The 21340-nt window shown below is 65.9% G+C and carries 16 protein-coding genes; 8 read left to right on the top strand and 8 right to left on the bottom strand.

Annotated elements, in window-relative coordinates; translation table 11 throughout:
* Nucleotide 1: 1 nt before the first annotated feature.
* From lepB to pdxJ, 5 genes are all read left to right on the top strand, one after another.
* Nucleotides 2-856, top strand: coding sequence for a signal peptidase I (gene lepB, locus CAG29_RS22420; protein ID WP_085578847.1), 855 nt, complete (start codon nucleotides 2-4; stop codon nucleotides 854-856).
* A gap of 182 nt (nucleotides 857-1038) precedes the next feature.
* Nucleotides 1039-1728 (top strand): ribonuclease III, encoded by a 690-nt coding sequence (gene rnc / locus CAG29_RS22415; RefSeq protein WP_085578849.1) that lies wholly within the window; start codon nucleotides 1039-1041, stop codon nucleotides 1726-1728.
* Nucleotides 1721-2623: a GTPase Era gene (era, locus tag CAG29_RS22410; RefSeq protein ID WP_085578852.1), complete on the top strand. Its 903-nt coding sequence runs from the start codon at nucleotides 1721-1723 to the stop codon at nucleotides 2621-2623. Before rnc ends, era begins: the two co-directional genes overlap by 8 nt.
* Before the next feature lie 167 nt (nucleotides 2624-2790).
* Nucleotides 2791-3480, top strand: coding sequence for a DNA repair protein RecO (recO, locus tag CAG29_RS22405; protein ID WP_085578854.1), 690 nt, complete (start codon nucleotides 2791-2793; stop codon nucleotides 3478-3480).
* A 47-nt stretch (nucleotides 3481-3527) separates the two neighbouring features.
* The gene (pdxJ, locus tag CAG29_RS22400; protein ID WP_085631611.1) at nucleotides 3528-4271 is read left to right on the top strand and encodes a pyridoxine 5'-phosphate synthase; all 744 of its coding nucleotides are present in this window, start codon (nucleotides 3528-3530) and stop codon (nucleotides 4269-4271) included.
* Nucleotides 4272-4587: 316 nt separating this feature from the next.
* Here pdxJ and mltF read toward each other — a convergent pair whose 3' ends face one another.
* Nucleotides 4588-6048 (bottom strand): membrane-bound lytic murein transglycosylase MltF, encoded by a 1461-nt coding sequence (mltF, locus tag CAG29_RS22395; RefSeq protein ID WP_085578858.1) that lies wholly within the window; start codon nucleotides 6046-6048, stop codon nucleotides 4588-4590.
* 286 nt (nucleotides 6049-6334) lie between these two features.
* Here mltF and purL point away from each other — a divergent pair, with 286 nt between their 5' ends.
* The 3 genes from purL to CAG29_RS22380 all read left to right on the top strand — a co-directional run bounded on the left by purL (nucleotide 6335) and on the right by CAG29_RS22380 (nucleotide 11136).
* Complete coding sequence (gene purL, locus CAG29_RS22390; protein ID WP_085578860.1) at nucleotides 6335-10231, top strand: phosphoribosylformylglycinamidine synthase; 3897 nt, start codon at nucleotides 6335-6337, stop codon at nucleotides 10229-10231.
* A gap of 4 nt (nucleotides 10232-10235) precedes the next feature.
* Nucleotides 10236-10547, top strand: a complete 312-nt coding sequence (locus CAG29_RS22385; RefSeq protein WP_085578862.1) for a YqfO family protein — start codon at nucleotides 10236-10238, stop codon at nucleotides 10545-10547.
* A 292-nt stretch (nucleotides 10548-10839) separates the two neighbouring features.
* Entirely contained in the window at nucleotides 10840-11136 is a 297-nt protein-coding gene (locus CAG29_RS22380) for a hypothetical protein (RefSeq protein WP_085578864.1), read from the top strand.
* A gap of 25 nt (nucleotides 11137-11161) precedes the next feature.
* Here CAG29_RS22380 and nagE read toward each other — a convergent pair whose 3' ends face one another.
* The 7 genes from nagE to CAG29_RS22345 all read right to left on the bottom strand — a co-directional run.
* Complete coding sequence (nagE, locus tag CAG29_RS22375; RefSeq protein WP_085695161.1) at nucleotides 11162-12877, bottom strand: N-acetylglucosamine-specific PTS transporter subunit IIBC; 1716 nt, start codon at nucleotides 12875-12877, stop codon at nucleotides 11162-11164.
* Between the two features lie 23 nt (nucleotides 12878-12900).
* The gene (ptsP, locus tag CAG29_RS22370; RefSeq protein WP_085695160.1) at nucleotides 12901-15417 is read right to left on the bottom strand and encodes a phosphoenolpyruvate--protein phosphotransferase; all 2517 of its coding nucleotides are present in this window, start codon (nucleotides 15415-15417) and stop codon (nucleotides 12901-12903) included.
* A 35-nt stretch (nucleotides 15418-15452) separates the two neighbouring features.
* Complete coding sequence (locus CAG29_RS22365) at nucleotides 15453-16475, bottom strand: SIS domain-containing protein (RefSeq protein ID WP_139831523.1); 1023 nt, start codon at nucleotides 16473-16475, stop codon at nucleotides 15453-15455.
* On the bottom strand, nucleotides 16456-17562 hold the full coding sequence (gene nagA, locus CAG29_RS22360) for an N-acetylglucosamine-6-phosphate deacetylase (protein ID WP_085695158.1): 1107 nt from the start codon (nucleotides 17560-17562) through the stop codon (nucleotides 16456-16458). Before nagA ends, CAG29_RS22365 begins: the two co-directional genes overlap by 20 nt.
* Nucleotides 17563-17602: 40 nt before the next feature.
* Nucleotides 17603-18334: a GntR family transcriptional regulator gene (locus CAG29_RS22355; protein ID WP_085578874.1), complete on the bottom strand. Its 732-nt coding sequence runs from the start codon at nucleotides 18332-18334 to the stop codon at nucleotides 17603-17605.
* A gap of 396 nt (nucleotides 18335-18730) precedes the next feature.
* On the bottom strand, nucleotides 18731-19102 hold the full coding sequence (locus CAG29_RS22350; protein ID WP_085695157.1) for a DUF6124 family protein: 372 nt from the start codon (nucleotides 19100-19102) through the stop codon (nucleotides 18731-18733).
* 495 nt (nucleotides 19103-19597) lie between these two features.
* Nucleotides 19598-21340, bottom strand: a 1743-nt coding sequence (locus CAG29_RS22345; protein WP_085695156.1) for an Ig-like domain-containing protein, incomplete at its 5' end; no start/stop codon positions are given.

Below are 21340 nucleotides of genomic sequence, written 5' to 3'. Positions count from 1 at the left end.
TATGTCACTAAATTTCCCGCTGTTGCTGGTCATCGCCGTGTTCGTCTGCGGCCTGTTGGCGTTGCTCGATCTGTTGATCCTGGCACCGCGTCGGCGTGCTGCCATCGCTTCCTACCAGGGCAGCGTCAGCCAGCCTGACGGTGTGGTGCTGGAGAAGCTGAACAAGGAGCCGCTGCTGGTCGAGTACGGCAAGTCGTTCTTTCCGGTGCTGTTCATCGTGCTGGTGCTGCGTTCGTTCCTGGTGGAACCGTTCCAGATCCCGTCCGGCTCGATGAAACCGACCCTGGACGTCGGCGACTTCATCCTGGTGAACAAGTTCTCCTACGGCATCCGCCTGCCGGTGATCGACAAGAAGGTCATCGAGGTCGGCGACCCGCAGCGGGGCGATGTGATGGTGTTCCGCTACCCGAGCGACCCGAACGTCAACTACATCAAGCGTGTGGTCGGCCTGCCGGGCGACACGGTGCGCTACACCGCCGACAAGCGCCTGTTCGTCAACGGCGAGTCGGTGGCCGAGCAACTGGTCGGCTCCGAGCCGGGCACCCTGGGCAGCGCCGAGCTGTACAAGGAAAAGCTCGGTGCCGCCGAGCACCTGATCCGCAAGGAAATGAGCCGTTACCGCGCCACGCCGGACCGTTCGTGGACCGTGCCGGCCGGGCACTACTTCATGATGGGCGACAACCGCGACAACTCCAACGACAGCCGCTACTGGGACGATCCGAGCATTCCGAAGGATCTCCTGGGCATGGTCCCCGACCGCAACATCGTCGGCAAGGCCTTCGCGGTCTGGATGAGCTGGCCGGAACCGAAACTCAGCCACCTGCCGAACTTCTCGCGGGTCGGCCTGATCAAGTAATCACACACGGCGCTGTTGACCACAGCGCCGAATGCATTTCTGGCGCCGGCACAATCGGCCCGGGGCATGAAGCCAACGATAGTCAGGACGTTATATTTGAACACAGCGTTAATTGTTCCAGGCCTGCGCCGCAATCCGGCGATGGCGGTGGAGTCCAGCCACGAACTCAGCGTGGGTAAACCGTGAGCGTTTCTTTGAGCCGTCTGGAGCGCAAGCTCGGATACACCTTCAAGGACCAGGAACTGATGGTCCTGGCCCTCACGCACCGCAGCTTTGCCGGACGCAACAACGAGCGTCTGGAATTCCTCGGCGATGCGATCCTCAACTTCGTCGCAGGCGAGGCGCTGTTCGAGCGCTTCCCGCTGGCCCGTGAAGGCCAGCTGTCGCGTCTTCGCGCCCGGCTGGTGAAGGGCGAGACCCTGGCCGTGCTGGCCCGTGGCTTCGACCTGGGCGACTACCTGCGCCTGGGCTCCGGCGAGCTGAAGAGCGGCGGGTTCCGCCGCGAATCGATCCTGGCCGACGCCCTCGAAGCCCTGATCGGCGCGATCTACCTCGACGCCGGCATGGAAACGGCCCGCGAGCGCGTGCTGGCCTGGCTGGCCGGCGAGTTCGAGGGCCTGACGCTGGTGGACACCAACAAGGATCCCAAGACCCGTCTGCAGGAATTCCTGCAGTCGCGCAGCTGCGAACTGCCGCGCTACGAGGTGGTGGACATCCAGGGCGAGCCGCACTGCCGAACCTTCTTCGTCGAGTGCGAAGTTGTCCTGTTGAACGAAAAGAGCCGCGGGCAAGGCGTGAGCCGCCGGATCGCCGAACAGGTGGCCGCCGCCGCCGCACTGATCGCCCTGGGCGTGGAGAATGGCAATGACTGAATCAACCGCAACACGCTGTGGCTATGTCGCCATCGTCGGCCGCCCCAACGTGGGCAAGTCCACGCTGCTCAACCACATCCTCGGCCAGAAGCTGGCGATCACCTCGCGCAAGCCGCAGACCACCCGCCACAACATGCTCGGCATCAAGACCGAGGGTGACGTGCAGGCGATCTACGTCGACACCCCCGGCATGCACAAGGGCGGCGAAAAGGCCCTGAACCGCTACATGAACAAGACCGCCTCGGCGGCGTTGAAAGACGTCGACGTGGTGATCTTCGTGGTCGACCGCACCAAGTGGACCGAAGAGGACCAGATGGTGCTCGAACGCGTGCAGTTCGTGACCGGCCCCCTGATCGTCGCGCTGAACAAGACCGACCGCATCGAGGACAAGGCCGAGCTGATGCCGCACCTGTCCTGGCTGCAGGAACAGCTGCCGAATGCGCAGATCATCCCGATCTCGGCGCAGCACGGGCACAACCTCGACGCGCTGGAAAAGGTCATCGCCGACCACCTCCCGGAAAACGATCACTTCTTCCCGGAAGACCAGATCACCGACCGCAGCAGCCGTTTCCTCGCCGCCGAGCTGATCCGCGAGAAGATCATGCGTCAGCTGGGCGCCGAGCTGCCGTACCAGATCACCGTGGAGATCGAAGAGTTCAAGCAGCAGGGCAAGACCCTGCACATCCACGGCCTGATTCTGGTCGAGCGCGACGGCCAGAAGAAAATCATCATCGGCGACAAGGGCGAGCGCATCAAACGCATCGGCACCGAGGCGCGCAAGGACATGGAGCTGCTGTTCGACTCCAAGGTCATGCTCAACCTGTGGGTGAAGGTGAAGGGCGGCTGGTCCGACGACGAGCGCGCACTGCGTTCGCTGGGCTACGGCGACCTGTAAGCCCTGGGCTTGCGCTGCGCCGCAACCCCTTCTGTGGGAGCGGGCTTGCCCGCGGATGCGATGGATCAGTCAAAGCGTCGGTCGACTGATACGCTGCATTTGCGGGCGAGTTCGCTCCCACAGTGATTTTGGCCATGTGAACAACCGCGTTTTCGCATAAGGTCCCCATGTCGCACACTCCGCCTCCCGCCCAGCCTGCCTACGTCCTGCATTCGCGCGCCTACCGCGAAACCAGCGCGCTGGTGGATTTCCTCACGCCGCAAGGCCGGCTGCGGGCGGTGCTGCGCGGTGCGCGGGGCAAGGCCGGCACGCTGGCGCGGCCGTTCGTGCCGCTGGAGGTCGAGTTCCGCGGGCGCGGTGAGCTGAAGAACGTCGGACGCATGGAGAGCGCCGGCACCGCCGTCTGGCTCAACGGCGAGGCGCTGTTCAGCGGCCTCTATCTCAACGAGCTGCTGATCCGCCTGCTGCCCGCCGAAGACCCGCATCCGTCGGTATTCGATCACTACGCCGCCACGCTGCTGGCCCTGGCCGAAGGCCGGCCGCTGGAGCCGCTGCTGCGTTCGTTCGAGTGGCGCCTGCTGGATGACCTGGGCTACGGCTTCGCGCTGAACACCGACATCCACGGCGAGCCTATCGCCCCGGACGGGCTCTACCGCCTGCAGGTGGACGCCGGTCTCGAACAGGTGCACCTGCTGCAGCCGGGGCTGTTCAACGGCACCGAACTGCTGGCCATGGCCGACGCCGACTGGTCGGCGCCCGGTGCGCTGTCGGCCGCCAAGCGCCTGATGCGCCAGGCCCTGGCCGTTCACCTGGGCGGCCGTCCCCTGGTCAGCCGCGAGCTGTTTCGCAAGTCCTGATCAGCCCGTATGCTGTGCGCCGAATCCCTCAATTCAGGAGCGCATCCGTGACCACCAGCAATCGCATTCTTCTCGGCGTGAACATCGACCACGTCGCCACCCTGCGCCAGGCCCGCGGCACGCGTTACCCGGATCCGGTCAAGGCGGCGTTGGACGCGGAAGAGGCGGGCGCCGACGGGATCACCGTGCACCTGCGCGAAGACCGCCGGCACATCCAGGAGCGCGACGTGCTGCTGCTCAAGGACGTGCTGCAGACCCGCATGAACTTCGAAATGGGCGTCACCGAGGAAATGATGGCGTTCGCCGAGCGCATCCGTCCGGCGCACATCTGCCTGGTGCCGGAAACCCGCCAGGAACTGACCACCGAAGGCGGCCTCGATGTGGCCGGGCAAGAGGCGCGGATCAAGGCGGCGGTGGAGCGCCTGTCGAAGATCGGCAGCGAAGTGTCGCTGTTCATCGACGCCGACGAGCGGCAGATCGCCGCCTCCAAGCGGGTGGGCGCACCGGCCATCGAACTGCACACCGGACGCTATGCCGACGCCGAAACCCCGGCGGATGTGGCCGAGGAGCTCAAGCGCGTGGCCGACGGCGTGGCGTTCGGTCTGGCCCAGGGGCTGATCGTCAACGCCGGCCACGGCCTGCACTACCACAACGTCGAGGCGGTCGCGGCGATCAAGGGCATCAACGAGCTGAACATCGGCCATGCGCTGGTGGCCCATGCGCTGTTCGTCGGCTTCAAGTCCGCCGTGTCCGAAATGAAGGCGCTGATCCTGGCTGCCGCCAAGGCCTGAGCACCGCCGTTCCTGCCTTGTCTTGCGCTGGCCGCAATCGCCAGCAGGCTGGCTCCCACAGGGGGCTAGGGTGGAGGCAGAGTCTGCGGTAGCCGCAAGACAAGGTGGCTGCAATCGCCAGCAGGCTGGCTCCCATAGGGGGCTAGGGTGGAGGCAGAGTCTGCGGTAGCCGCAAGACAGGCTGCTATCGCCAGCAGGCTGGCTCCCACAAGGGGGCTTGGGTGGATGCAGAATCTGCGGTGACAGCAAGACAAGGTGGGAGCCAGCCTGCAGGCGATTGCGTCAGTCGAGGCGCCGCTGTCGCATCAGATTGGGGTCAGAGCGGCGCAGGTTCCTGCGCCGGCTTGGACTTGTCGATGCCCGGCACGTGCAGGTTACCCTCGGCCACTTGCGTGCCTTCAAGCTGCGGCTGGGTCACCCAGGTGAGGATGTCGTAGTAGCGGCGGATGTTCGCCACGAAGTGCACCGGCTCGCCGCCCCGGGCGTAGCCGTAGCGGGTCTTGCTGTACCACTGCTTCTGCGACAGGCGCGGCAGCATCTTCTTCACGTCCAGCCACTTGTCCGGGCTCAGGCCCTCGCGGGAGGCCAGCTTGCGCGCGTCGTCGAGGTGGCCGATGCCGACGTTGTAGGCCGCCAGGGCGAACCAGGTGCGGTCCGGTTCCTGGATCGATTCGTCGAGCTGGTCCTTCATGTAGGCCAGGTACTTGGCGCCGCCCATGATGCTTTGCTTGGGATCCAGGCGGTTGGACACGCCCATGGCCTGGGCCGTGTTCTGGGTCAGCATCATCAGGCCGCGCACGCCGGTCTTGGAGGTGACCGCCGGTTGCCACAGCGATTCCTGGTAGCCGATGGCGGCCAGCAGGCGCCAGTCGACCTTCTCTTTCTTGGCGTAGGTCTTGAAGTGCTGTTCGTATTTGGGCAGGCGCTGCTGCAGGTGCTGGGCGAAGGTGGTGGCGCCCATGTAGCCGAGGACGTCGACGTGGCCGTAGTAGCGGTCCTTGAGGCGCTGCAGGGTACCGTTCTTCTGGGCCTTGTCGAGGTAGGCGTTGATCTCGTTGAGCAGGCTGTTGTCTTCGCCGGCCGCCACCGCCCAGCTCTGGCTGCGGGCGTCGCCCAGGTCGAAGGCCACGCGCACGTTGGTGAAGTACACCTGGTTCATCGCCACTTCGTTGGAGTCGACCAGGGTCAGGTCGATCTGGCCTTCGTCGACCATGCGCAGCAGATCGACCACCTCGACGGCGTCCGACTCTTCGTATTCGATGCCGGGGTACTTGCGCTTCAGCTCGGCCAATTGCTCGGCGTGGGTGCTGCCCTTGAGCACCATGATCTTCCTGCCGACCAGGTCGCCCGGTTCGGTGGGGCGCGATTGGCCGTTGCGGTAGATGACCTGCGGGGTGACTTCGAGATAGGGATGGGAGAACCGCACCTGCTTGGTGCGCTGTTCGCTGCTGACCAGGCCGGCGGCGGCCAGCACCGGGCCGTTGGGCTTGCCGACCTGGTCGAACAGGTCGTCGAGGTTGTCGGCGGTCTCGATCTTCAGCTCGACCCCCAAATCGTCGGCGAAGCGCTTCACCAGCTCGTATTCGAAGCCGGTTTCACCGCTGCGATCCTGAAAGTAGGTGGCGGGGCTGTTACGGGTGATGACCCGCAGCACGCCGTCCTCCTTTACGCGCTCCAGGGTGTTGGGTTTGTCAACACAGCCACTGAGCATCAGGAAGAGTCCGGTGGCGATCAGCCATTTGGCGTATCGCGGACGCAAAGCCGTTGGGAAAAACATGTGCGCAGTATACGCAAAGGACCGTGAGCGCCATATCTCGACAGTCGAAGGGTTGTCTGATAGAGCCCTGAAAACCGCCCGCAGCCCCACGGGAACGGGCTCTTGCGGCAATTTGTTACAGCATGGGTGGGGGCGTGTCCCGCCATGCCGGAATTTGACCTCGAAGGCAGGAACGGCGGGCTTTTCACGGGTGCTACCGTGTGTAGCGTTTCGGGTGATGTTGGAGGCGGTTTTAGGCTAGAATGCACGGCCTCAAAGCACACCCCTTCCCGAGGCTGTCCCGAAGATGTTGATCCTGCGCGGCGCTCCTGCCCTTTCTGCCTTTCGCCACAGCAAACTCCTTGAGCAACTGAGCCAGAAGGTTCCGGCTGTCAGTGGCCTGTATGCTGAATTCGCTCACTTCGCCGAAGTCACCGGCGTCCTGACCGGCGACGAACAGCAGGTGCTTGCGCGCCTTCTGAAATACGGCCCTAGCGTTCCGGTACAAGAGCCGACCGGCCGTCTGTTCCTGGTGCTGCCGCGTTTCGGCACCATCTCGCCCTGGTCGAGCAAGGCCAGCGACATCGCCCGCAACTGCGGCCTGGGCAAGGTCCAGCGCCTGGAGCGCGGCATCGCGTTCTACGTGGCCGGCCAGTTCAACGACGCCGAGGCGCAGCTGATCTCGGACGCCCTGCACGACCGCATGACCCAGATCGTCCTGGGCAACCTGGAGCAGGCTGCCGGTCTGTTCAGCCACGCCGAGCCCAAGCCGCTGAGCGCCGTCGACATCCTCGGCGGCGGCCGCGCCGCGCTGGAGAAAGCCAACACCGAGCTGGGCCTGGCCCTGGCCGAAGACGAGATCGACTACCTGGTCAACGCCTTCGTCGGCCTCAAGCGCAACCCGCACGACATCGAACTGATGATGTTCGCCCAGGCCAACTCCGAGCACTGCCGTCACAAGATCTTCAACGCCAGTTGGGACATCGACGGCGAGAGCCAGGAAAAAAGCCTGTTCGGCATGATCAAGAACACCTACCAGATGCACAGCGAAGGCGTCCTGTCGGCCTACAAGGACAACGCCTCGGTGATCGTCGGCAGCGTGGCCGGCCGCTTCTTCCCCGATCCTGAGACCCGCCGCTACGGCGCGGTGCAGGAGCCGGTGCACATCCTGATGAAGGTCGAGACCCACAACCACCCGACCGCGATCGCCCCGTTCCCGGGCGCGTCCACCGGCTCCGGCGGCGAGATCCGCGACGAAGGCGCCACCGGCCGCGGCGCCAAGCCGAAGGCGGGCCTGACCGGCTTCACCGTGTCGAACCTGCAGATCCCGGGCTTCGAACAGCCGTGGGAAGTGCCGTACGGCAAGCCTGAGCGCATCGTCAACGCCCTGGACATCATGATCGAAGGCCCGCTGGGCGGCGCCGCGTTCAACAACGAATTCGGCCGTCCGGCCCTGACCGGCTACTTCCGTACCTTCGAACAGTCGATCGCCACGCCTCACGGCGACGAAGTGCGCGGCTACCACAAGCCGATCATGCTGGCCGGCGGCATGGGCAACATCCGCGAGCAGCACGTGCAGAAGGGCGAGATCGTGGTCGGCTCCAAGCTGATCGTGCTCGGCGGCCCGGCGATGCTGATCGGCCTGGGCGGCGGCGCGGCCTCTTCCATGGCCACCGGCACCAGCTCGGCGGACCTGGACTTCGCTTCCGTGCAGCGGGAAAACCCGGAAATGGAGCGCCGTTGCCAAGAGGTCATCGACCGCTGCTGGCAACTGGGCGACAAGAACCCGATCAGCTTCATCCACGACGTCGGCGCGGGCGGCCTGTCGAACGCCTTCCCTGAGCTGGTCAACGACGGCGGCCGCGGCGGCCGCTTCGAACTGCGCAACATCCCGAACGACGAGCCGGGCATGGCCCCGCACGAAATCTGGAGCAACGAGTCCCAGGAGCGTTACGTGCTGGCCGTAGGCCCTGCCGACTTCGATCGCTTCCAGGCGATCTGCGAGCGCGAGCGCTGCCCGTTCGCCGTGGTCGGCGAAGCCACCGCCGAACCGCAACTGACCGTCACCGACAGCCACTTCGGCAACAGCCCGGTGGACATGCCGCTGGAAGTGCTGCTGGGCAAGCCGCCGCGCATGCACCGTTCGGTGGCCCGCGAGGCTGAGCTGGGCGATGACTTCGATCCGTCGACCCTCGACGTCGCCGAGTCCATCGAGCGCGTCCTGCATCACCCGGCCGTGGCCAGCAAGAGCTTCCTGATCACCATCGGCGACCGCACCATCACCGGCCTCGTGGCCCGCGACCAGATGGTCGGCCCATGGCAGGTGCCGGTGGCCGACGTGGCCGTCACCGCCACCAGCTTCGACGTCTACACCGGCGAAGCCATGGCGATGGGCGAGCGCACTCCGCTGGCCCTGCTGGACGCTCCGGCGTCGGGCCGCATGGCCATCGGCGAAACCCTGACCAACCTCGCGGCCTCGCGCATCGGCAAGCTGTCCGACATCAAGCTGTCGGCGAACTGGATGTCCGCCGCCGGCCATCCGGGCGAAGACGCCCGCCTGTACGACACCGTGAAGGCGGTCGGCATGGAGCTGTGCCCTGAGCTGGGCATCACCATCCCGGTGGGCAAGGACTCCATGTCCATGGCCACCCGCTGGAAGGACAACGGCGAAGACAAGACCGTCACCTCGCCGATGTCGCTGATCGTGACCGGTTTCGCCCCGGTGCTCGACGTCCGCCAGACCCTGACCCCGGTGCTGCGCATGGACAAGGGCACCACCGACCTGATCCTGATCGACCTCGGCCGCGGCCAGAACCGCATGGGCGCCTCGATCCTCGCCCAGGTGCACGCCAAGCTCGGCAAGCAGGCGCCGGATGTCGACGACGCCGAAGACCTCAAGGCCTTCTTCGCGGTGATTCAGGGCCTCAACGCCGACGGTCACCTGCTGGCCTACCACGACCGTTCCGACGGCGGCCTGCTGACCACCGTGATGGAAATGGCCTTCGCCGGCCACTGCGGCCTGAACCTGAACCTGGACAGCGTCGCCGAATCCGCGGCGGAAATCCCGGCGATCCTGTTCAACGAAGAGCTGGGCGCCGTGATCCAGGTGCGCCAGGACGCCACCGCCGACATCCTCGCCCAGTTCAGCGCCGCGGGCCTTGGCGACTGCGTGTCGGTGATCGGCCAGCCGATCAACAACGGCCAGGTCAACATCGTGTTCAACGGCCAGACCGTGTTCGAAGGCCAGCGCCGCCTGCTGCAGCGCCAGTGGGCCGAGACCAGCCACCGGATCCAGCGCCTGCGCGACAACGCCGACTGCGCCGACCAGGAATTCGACGCGCTGCTGGAAGAGGACAACCCGGGCCTGAGCGTCAAGCTGAGCTTCGACGTCAACCAGGACATCGCCGCGCCTTACATCAAGAAAGGCATCCGCCCGCAAGTCGCCGTGCTGCGTGAGCAGGGCGTCAACGGTCAGGTGGAGATGGCGGCGGCGTTCGACCGTGCCGGCTTCAGCGCGATCGACGTGCACATGAGCGACATCCTCGCCGGCCGCGTCGACCTGAACGAGTTCAAGGGCCTGGTGGCCTGCGGCGGCTTCTCCTACGGTGACGTGCTGGGCGCCGGCGAAGGCTGGGCCAAGTCGGCGCTGTTCAACAGCCGCGCCCGCGACGCGTTCCAGGGCTTCTTCGAGCGCAACGACAGCTTCACCCTCGGCGTGTGCAACGGTTGCCAGATGATGTCCAACCTGCACGAGCTGATTCCGGGCAGCGAGTTCTGGCCGCACTTCGTGCGCAACCGTTCCGAGCAGTTCGAGGCGCGGGTGGCCATGGTCCAGGTCCAGGAGTCGAACTCGATCTTCCTGCAGGGCATGGCCGGTTCGCGCATGCCGATCGCCATCGCCCACGGCGAAGGCCATGCCGAATTCGAAAGCGAAGAGGCGTTGCTCGAAGCCGACCTGTCCGGTTGCGTGGCCATGCGTTTCGTCGACAACCACGGCAAGGTCACCGAAGCCTACCCGGCCAACCCGAACGGCTCGCCGCGCGGGATCACCGGCCTGACCAGCCGCGACGGCCGCGTGACGATCATGATGCCGCACCCGGAACGCGTGTTCCGCGCCGTGCAGAACTCGTGGCGTTCGGACGACTGGAACGAAGACGCGCCATGGATGCGCATGTTCCGCAACGCCCGCGTCTGGGTGAACTGAGGCCGTGCACAAGCTCGCCTTCTTTGTGCCCGACAGCCATGTGGAAACGGTGAAAACCGCCGTTTTCGCAGCCGGCGGCGGGCGCATCGGCCAGTACGACAGCTGCGCCTGGCAAGTGCTGGGCCGGGGCCAGTTCCGTGCGCTGGACGGCAGCCGGCCGTTCATCGGGCAGGTGGGCCAGGTCGAAACGGTCGAGGAATGGAAAGTCGAGCTGGTGGTGGCGGATGACCTGATCCACGCCGCCGTCGCGGCGCTCAAGGGCAGCCATCCCTACGAGACACCGGCCTATGAGGTGTGGCGGCTGGAGGATTTCTGATCCTCTGGCGGTCGAAACGAAAAACCCGCTGAACGTCCGTTCAGCGGGTTTTTTGTTGCTGCGGCAAAGGTCGGATCCCCATGGAGGCTGGCGTAAGGCTGTCAGGCCTCTCAGGTTCAGGTTGCGGGCGCATCGGGCCCTCATGGATCTGTCTGGCTAAGGCGATGCCCAGATTGAAATCGCGACGCGGCGGCCGGTTTCAGCCGGCGACCTGTAATTTCTGACAGTGGCGCATTCGCCGGTTAGCGTGTCTGATGGACGTTCCTCTACGTCGGCCAGAAGGAGCTCTGTGATGGCTTCACATCATTCGGCACCCACCATCACGTCGGTGAAGGACGTCAACGGCAATGAGATCGGGCACGGGGACGCAGTCCTGCGCTCGGTGGTGACCGTCCATGGCACCGGCGCCAGAAGCGAACTCATCAGAATCTTCGACAACCAGGTGCTGGCCGGGAAAGCCTTTGCCGGCATCAACGGGCTGTGGTCGTGCCGTCTGTCCGGGCTCGATGCGGGGCGGCACAGCGTGACCGCGAAAAGCGCGACGGGCGCCTCGCCGGCCAGGCCGTTCGTCGTCAAGGCTTCCCCGTGATGCACCGCACCTGAGCGCCGCCGGTTCAGACCCTTGCGCTGACCTCGCTGCGGCTGACCAGCGCTTCGATCGCCTTGCTCAAGCCCGGCGCCCGTTCCCCGGCCAGCAAATGCCAGACGCCGTCCTCCAACTGGCTGACCCCGAGGCACCCCAGTTCCTTCAGGCGGATCTCGGACAAGCCTTTGCCGTCGGCCAGTTGCAGGCGGATCCGGGTCAGGGCGATGCAGTCCAGCTGCAGCACATTGTCACTGCCGCCCACGGCATCCAGCCATTGCAGGGCTTCAGCGGGGGCCACGGCCACGGGCCTAGGGGCCTCGATGGCCGCTGCCGCAGCGGCCATCCGGCCAGAGCCGGAGGCCGGCATCGCCAGGCGGATCTCATCGGCAATGCTGTCGGCCAGCGGCCCGACCACCACCTGCAGACTGCCGCCCTTGCCCGGACGCACCACGGCCATGGCGCCCAGCGCCTTCAGGTCAGCGTCCGAGGCCTTGTCGCGATCGACCATCTCCAGGCGCAGGCGGGTGGTGCAGGCGCCGACGGTCAGCAGGTTGGCAGCGCCGCCGAGCGCCTTGATGTAGGCCCCGGCCCGCTCGTTCTCGCCGATCGCCGCCTTGTCCGTGGCGACCGCGTCCTCACGGCCCGGCGTCTTCAGGTTGAAGCGGCGGATGCAGAAATCGAACACGGCGTAGTACACCACCGCATACGCCAGCCCTACCGGCACCACGAGCCAGCCGTTGGTTGACTTGCCCCAGCCCAGCACCATGTCGATGAAGCCGCCGGAGAAGGTGAAGCCCAGATGGATGTTCAGCGCGTTGGTGATCGCCATCGACAGCCCGGTCAGCAGCGCATGCAGCAGGTACAGCAGCGGGGCGAGGAACATGAAGGCGAATTCGATGGGCTCGGTGACGCCGGTCAGGAACGAGGTCAGGGCCATCGACAGGAAGATCCCGCCCATCACCTTGCGCCGCTCCGGCAGGGCGTTGCGGTACATCGCCAGGCACGCGGCGGGCAGGCCGAAGATCATCATCGGGAACATGCCGGTCATGAACTGGCCGCCCTTCGGGTCGCCGGCGAAGTAGCGCGACAGGTCGCCCGTGACCAGCGCCCCGGTGGCCGGGTCGGTGAAGTTGCCGAACACGAACCACGCCATGTTGTTGAGGATGTGGTGCAGGCCGGTGACGATCAGCAGGCGGTTGAACACGCCGAACACAAACGCGCCGAAGCTGCCGCTTTCCATCATCAGGCTGCCGAAGGCGTTGATGCCGTGCTGGATCGGCGGCCAGATATAGCCGAACAGCACGCCCAGGCCCACCGCCGCGAACCCGGTGACGATCGGCACGAAGCGCCGTCCGCCGAAGAACGCCAGGTACTCCGGCAGCTTGATGTCCTTGAAGCGGTTGTACAGCGCGCCGGCCATCAGGCCGCTGACGATCCCGGCAAGCATGCCCATGTTGATGCTCGGGTCGAGCACCTTGAGGGTCGAGACCATCACCAGATAGCCGATGACCCCGGCCAGCCCCGCCGTGCCGTTGTTGTCGCGGGCGAAGCCGACGGCGATGCCGATGGCGAAGATCATCGCCAGGTTGGCGAAGATCACTTGGCCGGCGTCGTGGATGATCGCGATGTTCAGCAGGTCAGTGTCGCCCAGGCGCAGCAGCAGGCCGGCGATCGGCAGGATCGCGATCGGCAGCATCAGGGCGCGGCCCAGGCGTTGCAGGCCTTCGATGAAGAGTTGGTACATGGCGTTTGTCCTTTTTGTTGTTGTCAGCGCAGCGGCCAATGTTGATGACAGGCATGGCGCACCGCCGCGGCGCTGCTCAGCTTGAGCAGGTCGTGGGCGAGGCGTCGGCATTCGGTTTCTTGCACCTGACGCACGCGGTCCTTGATCTCGCCGATCTGCACCGGGCTCACCGACAGCTCGCGCACGCCCAGCCCGACCAGCACCGGCGTCGCCAGCGGATCCGACGCCAGCGCGCCGCAGACCCCGACCCAGCGCTTGTGCACCGCCGCGCCTGCGCAGGTCATGGCGACCAGCCGCAGCAGCGCCGGGTGCAGCGCATCGACCCGCGCGGCGAGGCCCGCGTGGTCGCGGTCCATGGCCAGGGTGTACTGCGACAGGTCGTTGGTGCCGATGGAGAGGAAGTCCGCGTGCTCGGCCAGTTGTTCCGCTTGCAGCGCAGCGGCGGGGACTTCGATCATCACGCCGATCTCCGGGCGCCGGGCGATGCCCAGTTCGCCGCACAGGGCATCGACGCGCCGGCGAATGTGCAGCAGCTCGTCGACCTCGGTGACCATCGGCAACAGGATCCGGCAGCGCTCCAGCGGGCGGGTCTGCAGCAGGGCGCGCAATTGCTGGTCGAGGATCTCGGGGCGGGCCTGAGCCAGGCGGATGCCGCGCAGGCCGAGCACCGGGTTGGCTTCCGGCGGCAACGGCAGGTAATCGAGCTGTTTGTCGCCGCCGACGTCGATGGTGCGGATGATCACCGGCTTGTCGCCCATGGCGTCGAGCACGGCTTGATAGGCGGCGCGCTGTTCCTCTTCGGTCGGCGCGGTGTGGCGGTCGACGAACAGGAACTCGGTGCGCAGCAGGCCGACGCCGTCGGCGCCGTTGGCCAGGGCGTCCGCCGCCTCGGCGCTGGAGGCGACATTGGCCGCCACGTCGATGGACACGCCGTCGAAGGTCGCTGCGGGTTGGTGGGCGCGCAGCTGTTGGGCGGCACGGCGCTCTTGGCGCTCCTGGCGGATCTGCCCGACCTGCGCCAGACGCTCAGCGCCCGGCACCAACTCCAGACGGCCGCCGTCGGCATCCAGCACCACCGCTTGGCCTTGCTCCTGATCCAACAGCGCAGCGCCCAGGGCGACGAGGCAGGGCAGGCCTTTGCCCCGGGCAAGGATCGCCACGTGGGAGGTGGCGCCGCCCTCGGCCATGCACAGCCCGGCCACGCCTTGGCCGCTCAGTTGCAGCAGGTCTGAAGGCGTCAGTTCGTGGGCGGCGACGATGGCGCCGGCGGGCACGTCGTAATGCCACGCCTCGCCGAGCAGGGCGCGCAGCACCCGCTGCCGGAGGTCGCGCAGGTCGTTGGCGCGTTCGGCCAGCAGCGCGCTGCCGGTCTGTTGCAGCACCTGGCACTGCGCGTCGATGGACTGGCTCCAGGCATGGGTCGCGGCGCTGCCGCCGTCGATGGCCTGCGCAGCGGCGTCGAGCAGGGCCGGGTCTTCCAGCAGCGCCAGGTGGGCGGCGAAGATCGCTTCTTCGTCGGTGTTGCCGAGCCTTTTGGCCTGGGCGAGGGTGCCGTCGATCTCCTGGCGCACCTGGTTCAGGGACGCATCGAAGGCTTGCCGTTGGCCGGCGGGATCATGGCCGCCGGCGTCGGGCGGCAGGCTGATGGCATTGAGTTTGAACAGCGGCCCGTCGACCAGCCCCGGCGCGGCGCACACGCCTTGCAGCACGCCGGCCTCGGCCGGGCGCTTGGGCACGGAGTGGCTGGCCGGCGCCACGGCGGCGTGTCGGTCCTCCGGCAAGGCAGTGGCCAGCGCGGCGAGCAGGGCTTGCAGCGCCGCGTCGGCGTCCGGCCCCTGACAGCTCACCTGCACCTCATCCTGTTCGCCGACGGCCAGCCCCATCAGGCCGATGAGGCTGTTGCACGGCGCCGACTTGCCGGCGAAGTGCAGTTGCGAGCGGCTCTGGAACCCTTGCGCGGTCTGGCGGATCAGCGCCGCCGGGCGCGCATGCAGGCCGCCGCGGTGGGCGACCCGCACCTGTGCGCGCACCTCGGGGCCCTCACGCTCCTCGGTGTTCGCCGCCTGAGGCGTGCGGGCGATGATGTGCAGCAGCGGCTCGCCCACCTTCACGTGCTTGAGGGTGATCGGCCGGGCCTGGAAATCCTCGCTGTTGGTCAGGATCAGCAGGCTCACCAGGCTCTTGCAGCGGCGTGCGACCTTGTCCACGTCATAGCGCAACAGCGGCTGGCCCTTGCTGACCCGGGCGCCTTCTTTGACCAGCACGGAAAAGCCTTCGCCCTGCAGCTCGACCGTGTCCAGGCCCAGGTGCAGCAGCAGTTCGGCGCCGTTGTCGGCGCGCACGGTGAGCGCGTGGCCGGTGCGGGCGACATGGATCACCACGCCTGCGCACGGTGAGTGCAAGGTGTCGTTCAGCGGATCGATGGCGATGCCGTCGCCCATCGCGCCGCCGGCGAACACCGCGTCCGGGACTTTGGCGAGCGTGAGCACCGGGCCGCTGAGCGGGGCGCTTAAGGTCAGCTCTTTATTGTTGTTGTGCATGGCTCGGTCTCATCAGGAAAACGTTCGGTTCGGACTCAGTGGGTGCGCGTGACTTTGCTCAGGTGACGCGGCTGGTCCGGATCCATGCCCCGGGCCACGGCCAGGCCGGCGGCCATCACGTAGAAGCTCTGGATGGCCAGGATCGGGTCCAGGGCCGGGTGTTCGGCCCGGGTCAGGGTCAGGTCGCGTTCGGTCACGTCGTCCGGCGCGGCCAGCAGCACGCGGGCGCCGCGCTGGCGCATGTCGGCGGCCAGGCTCAGCAGGCCGGCCTGCTCGGCGCCGCGGGGGGCGAACACCAGCAACGGGTAGTTCTCGTCGATCAGGGCCATCGGCCCATGGCGCACTTCGGCGCTGCTGAAGGCTTCGGCCTGGATCGCCGAGGTTTCCTTGAACTTCAGCGCGGCTTCCTGGGCGATGGCGAAACCGGCGCCGCGGCCGATCACCATCAGGCGCTCGCAGTCGCGCAGGGCGTCGACGGCCACGGTCCAATCTTGTTTCGCCGCCTCACGCAGGCCGGCGGGCAGCGCATTGTGGGCGTCCAGCAGTTCCGGATCCTCTTTCCAGTGGCCGATCAGCCGGGCGCTGGCGCTGAGGGTGGCGATGAAGCTCTTGGTGGCGGCGACGCTGCTTTCGGTGCCCGCCAGCAACGGCAGGCTGAACTCGCACGCGGCCTCCAGGGGCGAGGCTTCGGCGTTGACCATGGCGATGCTCAGGGCGCCGCGCTTGCGCAGCAGGCGCAGGCTGTTGACCAGATCCGGGCTCTGGCCCGACTGGGAAAACGCGAACGCCACCTGGCCGCTGACCTTGAGCGGCGCCTGCTGCATGGTCACCACCGACATCGGCAGCGAGGCCACCGGAATGCCCAGCTGCTGCATGGTCAGGTAGGCGAAGTAGCTGGCCGCATGATCGGAACTGCCGCGGGCCACGGTCATCGCCACCTGCGGCGGCTGACGGCGCAGGCGTCCGGCGATCTCGGTCATCGCTGCGTCGAGCTGATTGAGTTGTGCCTGCACGGCTTCATGCGAGGACAGCGCCTCTTCAAGCATTTTTGAAGTCAATGTCTTCTCCTTCGACCATGACGGCGGTCAGTGTGAGCGAGCGGTCCAGCCGCACGCAGTCGGCCCAGGCTCCCGGTTGCAGGCGCCCGCGATCGGTGATGCCGAGGTAGTCGGCGGGAAATTGCGACAGGCGCTGCGAGGCTTCGGCGATCGGCAGGCCGATCTTCACCAGGTTGCGCAGGGCCTGATCCATGGTCAGGGTGCTGCCGGCCAGGGTGCCGTCCGGCAGGCGCACGCCGCCCAGGCACTTGGTCACGGTGTGGCTGCCCAGCTTGTACTCGCCGTCGGGCATGCCGGCGGCGGCGGTGGAGTCGGTGACGCAGTACAGGCACGGGATCGAGCGCAGGGCCACGCGGATCGCACCGGGGTGCACGTGCAGCAGATCCGGGATCAGCTCGGCGAACTTCGCGTGGGCCAGCGCCGCGCCGACGATCCCCGGTTCGCGGTGATGCAGCGGGCTCATGGCGTTGTACAAGTGGGTGAAACTGGTGGCGCCGGCCTCCAGCGCCGCCACGCCTTCCTCGTAGCTGCCCAGGGTATGGCCGATCTGCAGGCGGATGCCCCGGGCGCTCAAGGCGCGGATCAGCGCATCGTGCCCGGCGATCTCCGGGGCGATGGTGATCACCCGGATCGGCGCCAGCGCCAGGTATTGCTCGACCTCGGCCATCAGCGCGGTGTGGGCGAAGTTCGGCTGGGCGCCGAGTTTGCCGGGGTTGATGTAAGGGCCTTCCAGGTGCACGCCAAGCACCCGGGCGGCGTTGTGTGGCCGCTGTTCGCAGAACGTGCCGAGCGCTTTCAGCACGCTGGCGATCTCGGCGCTCGGTGCGGTCATGGTGGTGGCCAGCAGCGATGTGGTGCCGAAGCGCACGTGGGTCTTGGTGATGGTCTCGAAGGCCACGGCGCCTTCCATGATGTCCTTGCCGCCGCCGCCGTGGACGTGCAGGTCGATGAAACCCGGCAGCAGGTAAGGCAGGTCGTTGTCGGCCGGATCGCAGGGCACGCCCTCGATGGACACGACCTTGCCGTGTGCGTGGATCAACCGGCCGCGGACCCAGCCGTGGGCGGTGAGGATGTTGTCTTCGGACATGTTCGGGTCTCTCGTTCGGCTGCCTGACGGCGCAGCTTTTTTATCTACGAAGCTCTGCAACAAAGTCGTAGTAGTCGTTGCGGCAATAGGTGTCGGTGACTTCGATGGGCGTGTTGTCTTCGAGGTAGCCGACCCGGGTCATCAGTAGCATGGCGGTGCCGGGGGCGATGCCGACCAGCGCGGCGAACTCGTCAGAGGCGTTGATCGCCTGGATGTGCTGCAGCGCCCGGACAATCGGCTTGCCGATGCCGTCGAGGTATTCGTAGAGCGAATCGCCCACGGCCTGGGGCTTGGGCATGATCGAGGCGGGCAGGGTGCTCATCTCGATGGCCATCACCGTGTCGTCGGCTTTGCGCAGGCGCTTGAGCCGCGCCACCTTGTCGTTGGGCGACAGGCCGAGGCGGATCAGTTCTTCGTGGGTCGGCAGGGTGATGTCCCGCTCCAGCCACTGCGAGCTGGGCACGAAACCCTTGAGCCTGAGCATTTCGCTGAAGCCCGACAGGCGTGACAGGGGTTGTTCGAGGCGCGGGGTGATGAAAGTGCCGGAGCCTTGCAGCCGGCGAATCAGCCCTTGGTCGAGCAGGACTTCCAGGGCCTTGCGCGCGGTCACCCGGGAAATCCCCAAGGACTCGCTTAAGTTGCGCTCCGACGGCATCGCCTGCTCGGCTTTCCACTGGCCGGCATGGATGGCCGCTTCCAGGTTGCGCGCCAGTTGCAGGTACAGCGGCGTCGGCTGGGCCTCGTCGGGGCGCAGGGCGTGGAGGTCGTTCATGGCGGTGGTTTCCGGCGCGGGTTGGGGTTGTTGTGGTGCGCTTGTGGGGCGGAAGCTAATACCACTTGAATACCATGTCAACGCACCGGATCGGCCATAAAGCCAGTGGATTCGGGGTGTTTGGGCGGAGTGGTTTCAAGTGGTATTAGAGGTGGGCTTGCCGGCGCAAAAAATCGCCGTCTGCGGCCGTGTTTGCGCCGGCGAGTGGTATCACCCCGGCAGGCGTTGTCGCGAAAGGTGATCGATCAAAAATATTTTTGAAGACGACCAGCGGTGGCAGGACTGAGTCTTTGTGGGAGCCAGCAGGCTGGCGATACCGGTGGGTCAGTCGAATGTGATACCGGCTGATACGTCACCATCGCCAGCAGGCTGGCTCCCACAGGGTTTTGCGTCTGGTCAAAGGGCCGCGTCGGCCTTCAGCTCCAGGCTGTCCAGCACCCGGTTCACCGCCAGTTCGCCGAGCATGATCAGCTGTGCGATGCCTTGCGCCGTATGCCGGTGCTGACCGTCCAGCAGCCCCGCAAAGTTGTTGGCCATGACCTTGGCCGAGGTCAGGGTCTCGCAGGCGTCGGCCAGCAGTTCCTCGTTGTCGGCGGCGGGGGCGATGGCGTAGAGCTTGCTGATCTTCAGCGTAGAGCCGGGGACGGCAATCGGGTTGAGGTAATGGTCGAGGGCGCGCTCGGCGGCTTCGTTGAGCTTGCGCGAGTCGGGGGATTCGTAGGGGGACGTGGGGTCGGTTTCGGGTGGGTTGGGGGTGGGTTTGAACATGGCATGCGCTCCGTGATTGATTGAGCCGCCACAACCCATCGCTAAACAAGTAAAGGTGGCGGCTGTACGCAGGTTAGCGATCCGGGTCACAGAAACCCCGGGTAGACCCGAAGGTCTCCCGCGCACAGCCACCATTACGCAAATGCAGGCAGTTGACTGCATATGAGACAGGGCATTGTTGCGTCTGTGGGGAGTCGGATCGCTAAACCCGATCACTGATTCGTCAGTGACCGGCAAACAATAAAACCAGCCCCTAAGGCACACAAGCCAGCGGATTCTGGCGTAGCTGTAGGCAATGGCGCAAGGTGGCGTGGGGTGGTGGAAGTGGTTTTAAACGGAAGTAAACGAAGTGGCTGAAAAATGAAGTGCATAGCCATTTCGATTGAAATGGGGACGTATAAATAAATCCGTCCCCATTTTTTCAGCATAGACATGGCAAAAGTTACTGCTGCTGCGGAGCTTGCAAGGGTTTTAAGCGCACGGCTCATTCAGAGTTTACGGAGTGGGTAGCAATCCCCACATTTGTGCTGTGTTGTTACCGGAAGTGCAAGCAGAAGCCTCCGAGCGCCACAGAAATTGGGGGTACATTATCGGTGCGAATTCATAGCACCACCCATCAAACACAACCAAAGGGCCGAGCGCTACTCCGTCTCTATATGTTATGTGCGTGGGGAAGTAACGCTCATAAGGTGGTTGGTATCGTTTGGCAAAGCTCAATGCATGTGCTTGTGTGATGCGAACCCAACCGAGTGAAGCCCAAAGGGTTGCCGTGTTACCAGCCAGCGTCGTGTCACGCGTCACAAGGCGATACACATTCGAAACTGTAACGCTGTATTCACGAGTCTGACCCGATGCGTCCCGCACGCTAATGACCGTGCGACCATTTTGGAGCCCTTCTACCTTGCCAGTATTACTCACCTTTGCAATTGCGGGATTCGCCGAGCTGTAGGTGTAGGGCGGAATCCCCGTCTTCGGCGTGCGAGTGGAAGTATTTCCCGGGAAATCGTACGCAGGATTGACCTCCCAGCCCGTAGGCGTAACTAGCGCGAACCCATTCAATGTCATAGGCGATGGGTCGATGGACATCGGACTTGTCACCGTCAGCAGCCGCACATTCGAATAAGTCGCCGTACTGTGATACAGCGACTTGGCGTACAGCCGCCGCGCCCCCACCGGCACGCTGATCTTGAGCTCCCAGCGCCCGGTTGTGGCGTCAGCGGTGGCCTTGCCCTTGGACACAGCCGTCGAGCCGTTGCCGTCGTAGACCTCGACCTGCAAGCCTTTGCTGGCGGTGCCCTTGAGGGTCAGCGTGGTGCTGACGGTGTAGGTGCCTTCCGGCACCTCGACGTTGTTGGCGTCCAGCACGTTGGTCAGCGTCGGCACCACCAACGGCACCGCCTTCACCGTATACACCCGATCCGCAAACACCACCGCATTGGCCGCCACGTTGCTCTTGTCCAGCGCTGCCTTGAACTTCAGGGTCAACTGGCTGCCGTCGGCCAGCGCCTTGAAGTAGCTGTTGGCCACGCTCCGGTTCCAGTATTTCTGCTGGAACCACGTGGCGTTGACGTAGGAAGCGCCGCCGTTCCACACCGTCAGGTCATGCGCCGCGCCGTCGGCCTTGCGCCCGAGCAGGCTCATCCACACCTGCTGGCCCGTGGCGATCAGCGCCCAGTCCTGTGCGCGGATCGTCACGTCCTTGCTGCCCAGCGCCGCCAGGTCCAGCACGTTGCCCGCGTCGGCGTCGGTGATGACCGGCGAGTTCAGCGCCGTCGCCGGCAAGGTGCCGACCTTCAGGCTCAGCGGCGGCGAGTCGAACACCTTGCCGCCGCGCTCGATCCTGTAGGTCACGGTGACGGTCTTGCCCAGGGCGAAGGCCAGCACCGTGGGCGGCAGGGCGATGCTGTAGCCGCTCTGGCTGATCGGTTTGGCCTCGGTGGTGTGGGAACCTTCGGCGTGGCTGCCCGGCGCGCCCTGCCAGGTGACGCTGAGGAGGTCGGCGGGCTGCAGGCCTTCGGCGGGGATGACGGCGGTCAGCGCGTCCTTGGCCTTCACCGGCTGCAGGGTCTGGCCGTCGGCCTCGGCCTGCTGGATGCGCGGCGGCTGCAGCTGCAGCGCCACGCCGATCACGAACCCCAGCGGATTGGAATAGCTCACCTTGCCCGTCTCGGCCCGCCGGATGCTGTAGCTCGCCGTCAGCGTCTCCCCGCGCCGGGCCTCGAAGTGCTGCTGCACGAA

This window comes from Pseudomonas sp. B7(2017) (assembly GCF_002112745.1).
GTDB classification, from domain to species: Bacteria; Pseudomonadota; Gammaproteobacteria; order Pseudomonadales; family Pseudomonadaceae; genus Aquipseudomonas; species Aquipseudomonas ekonensis.
This window is presented reverse-complemented; position numbering and strand designations above follow the sequence as displayed.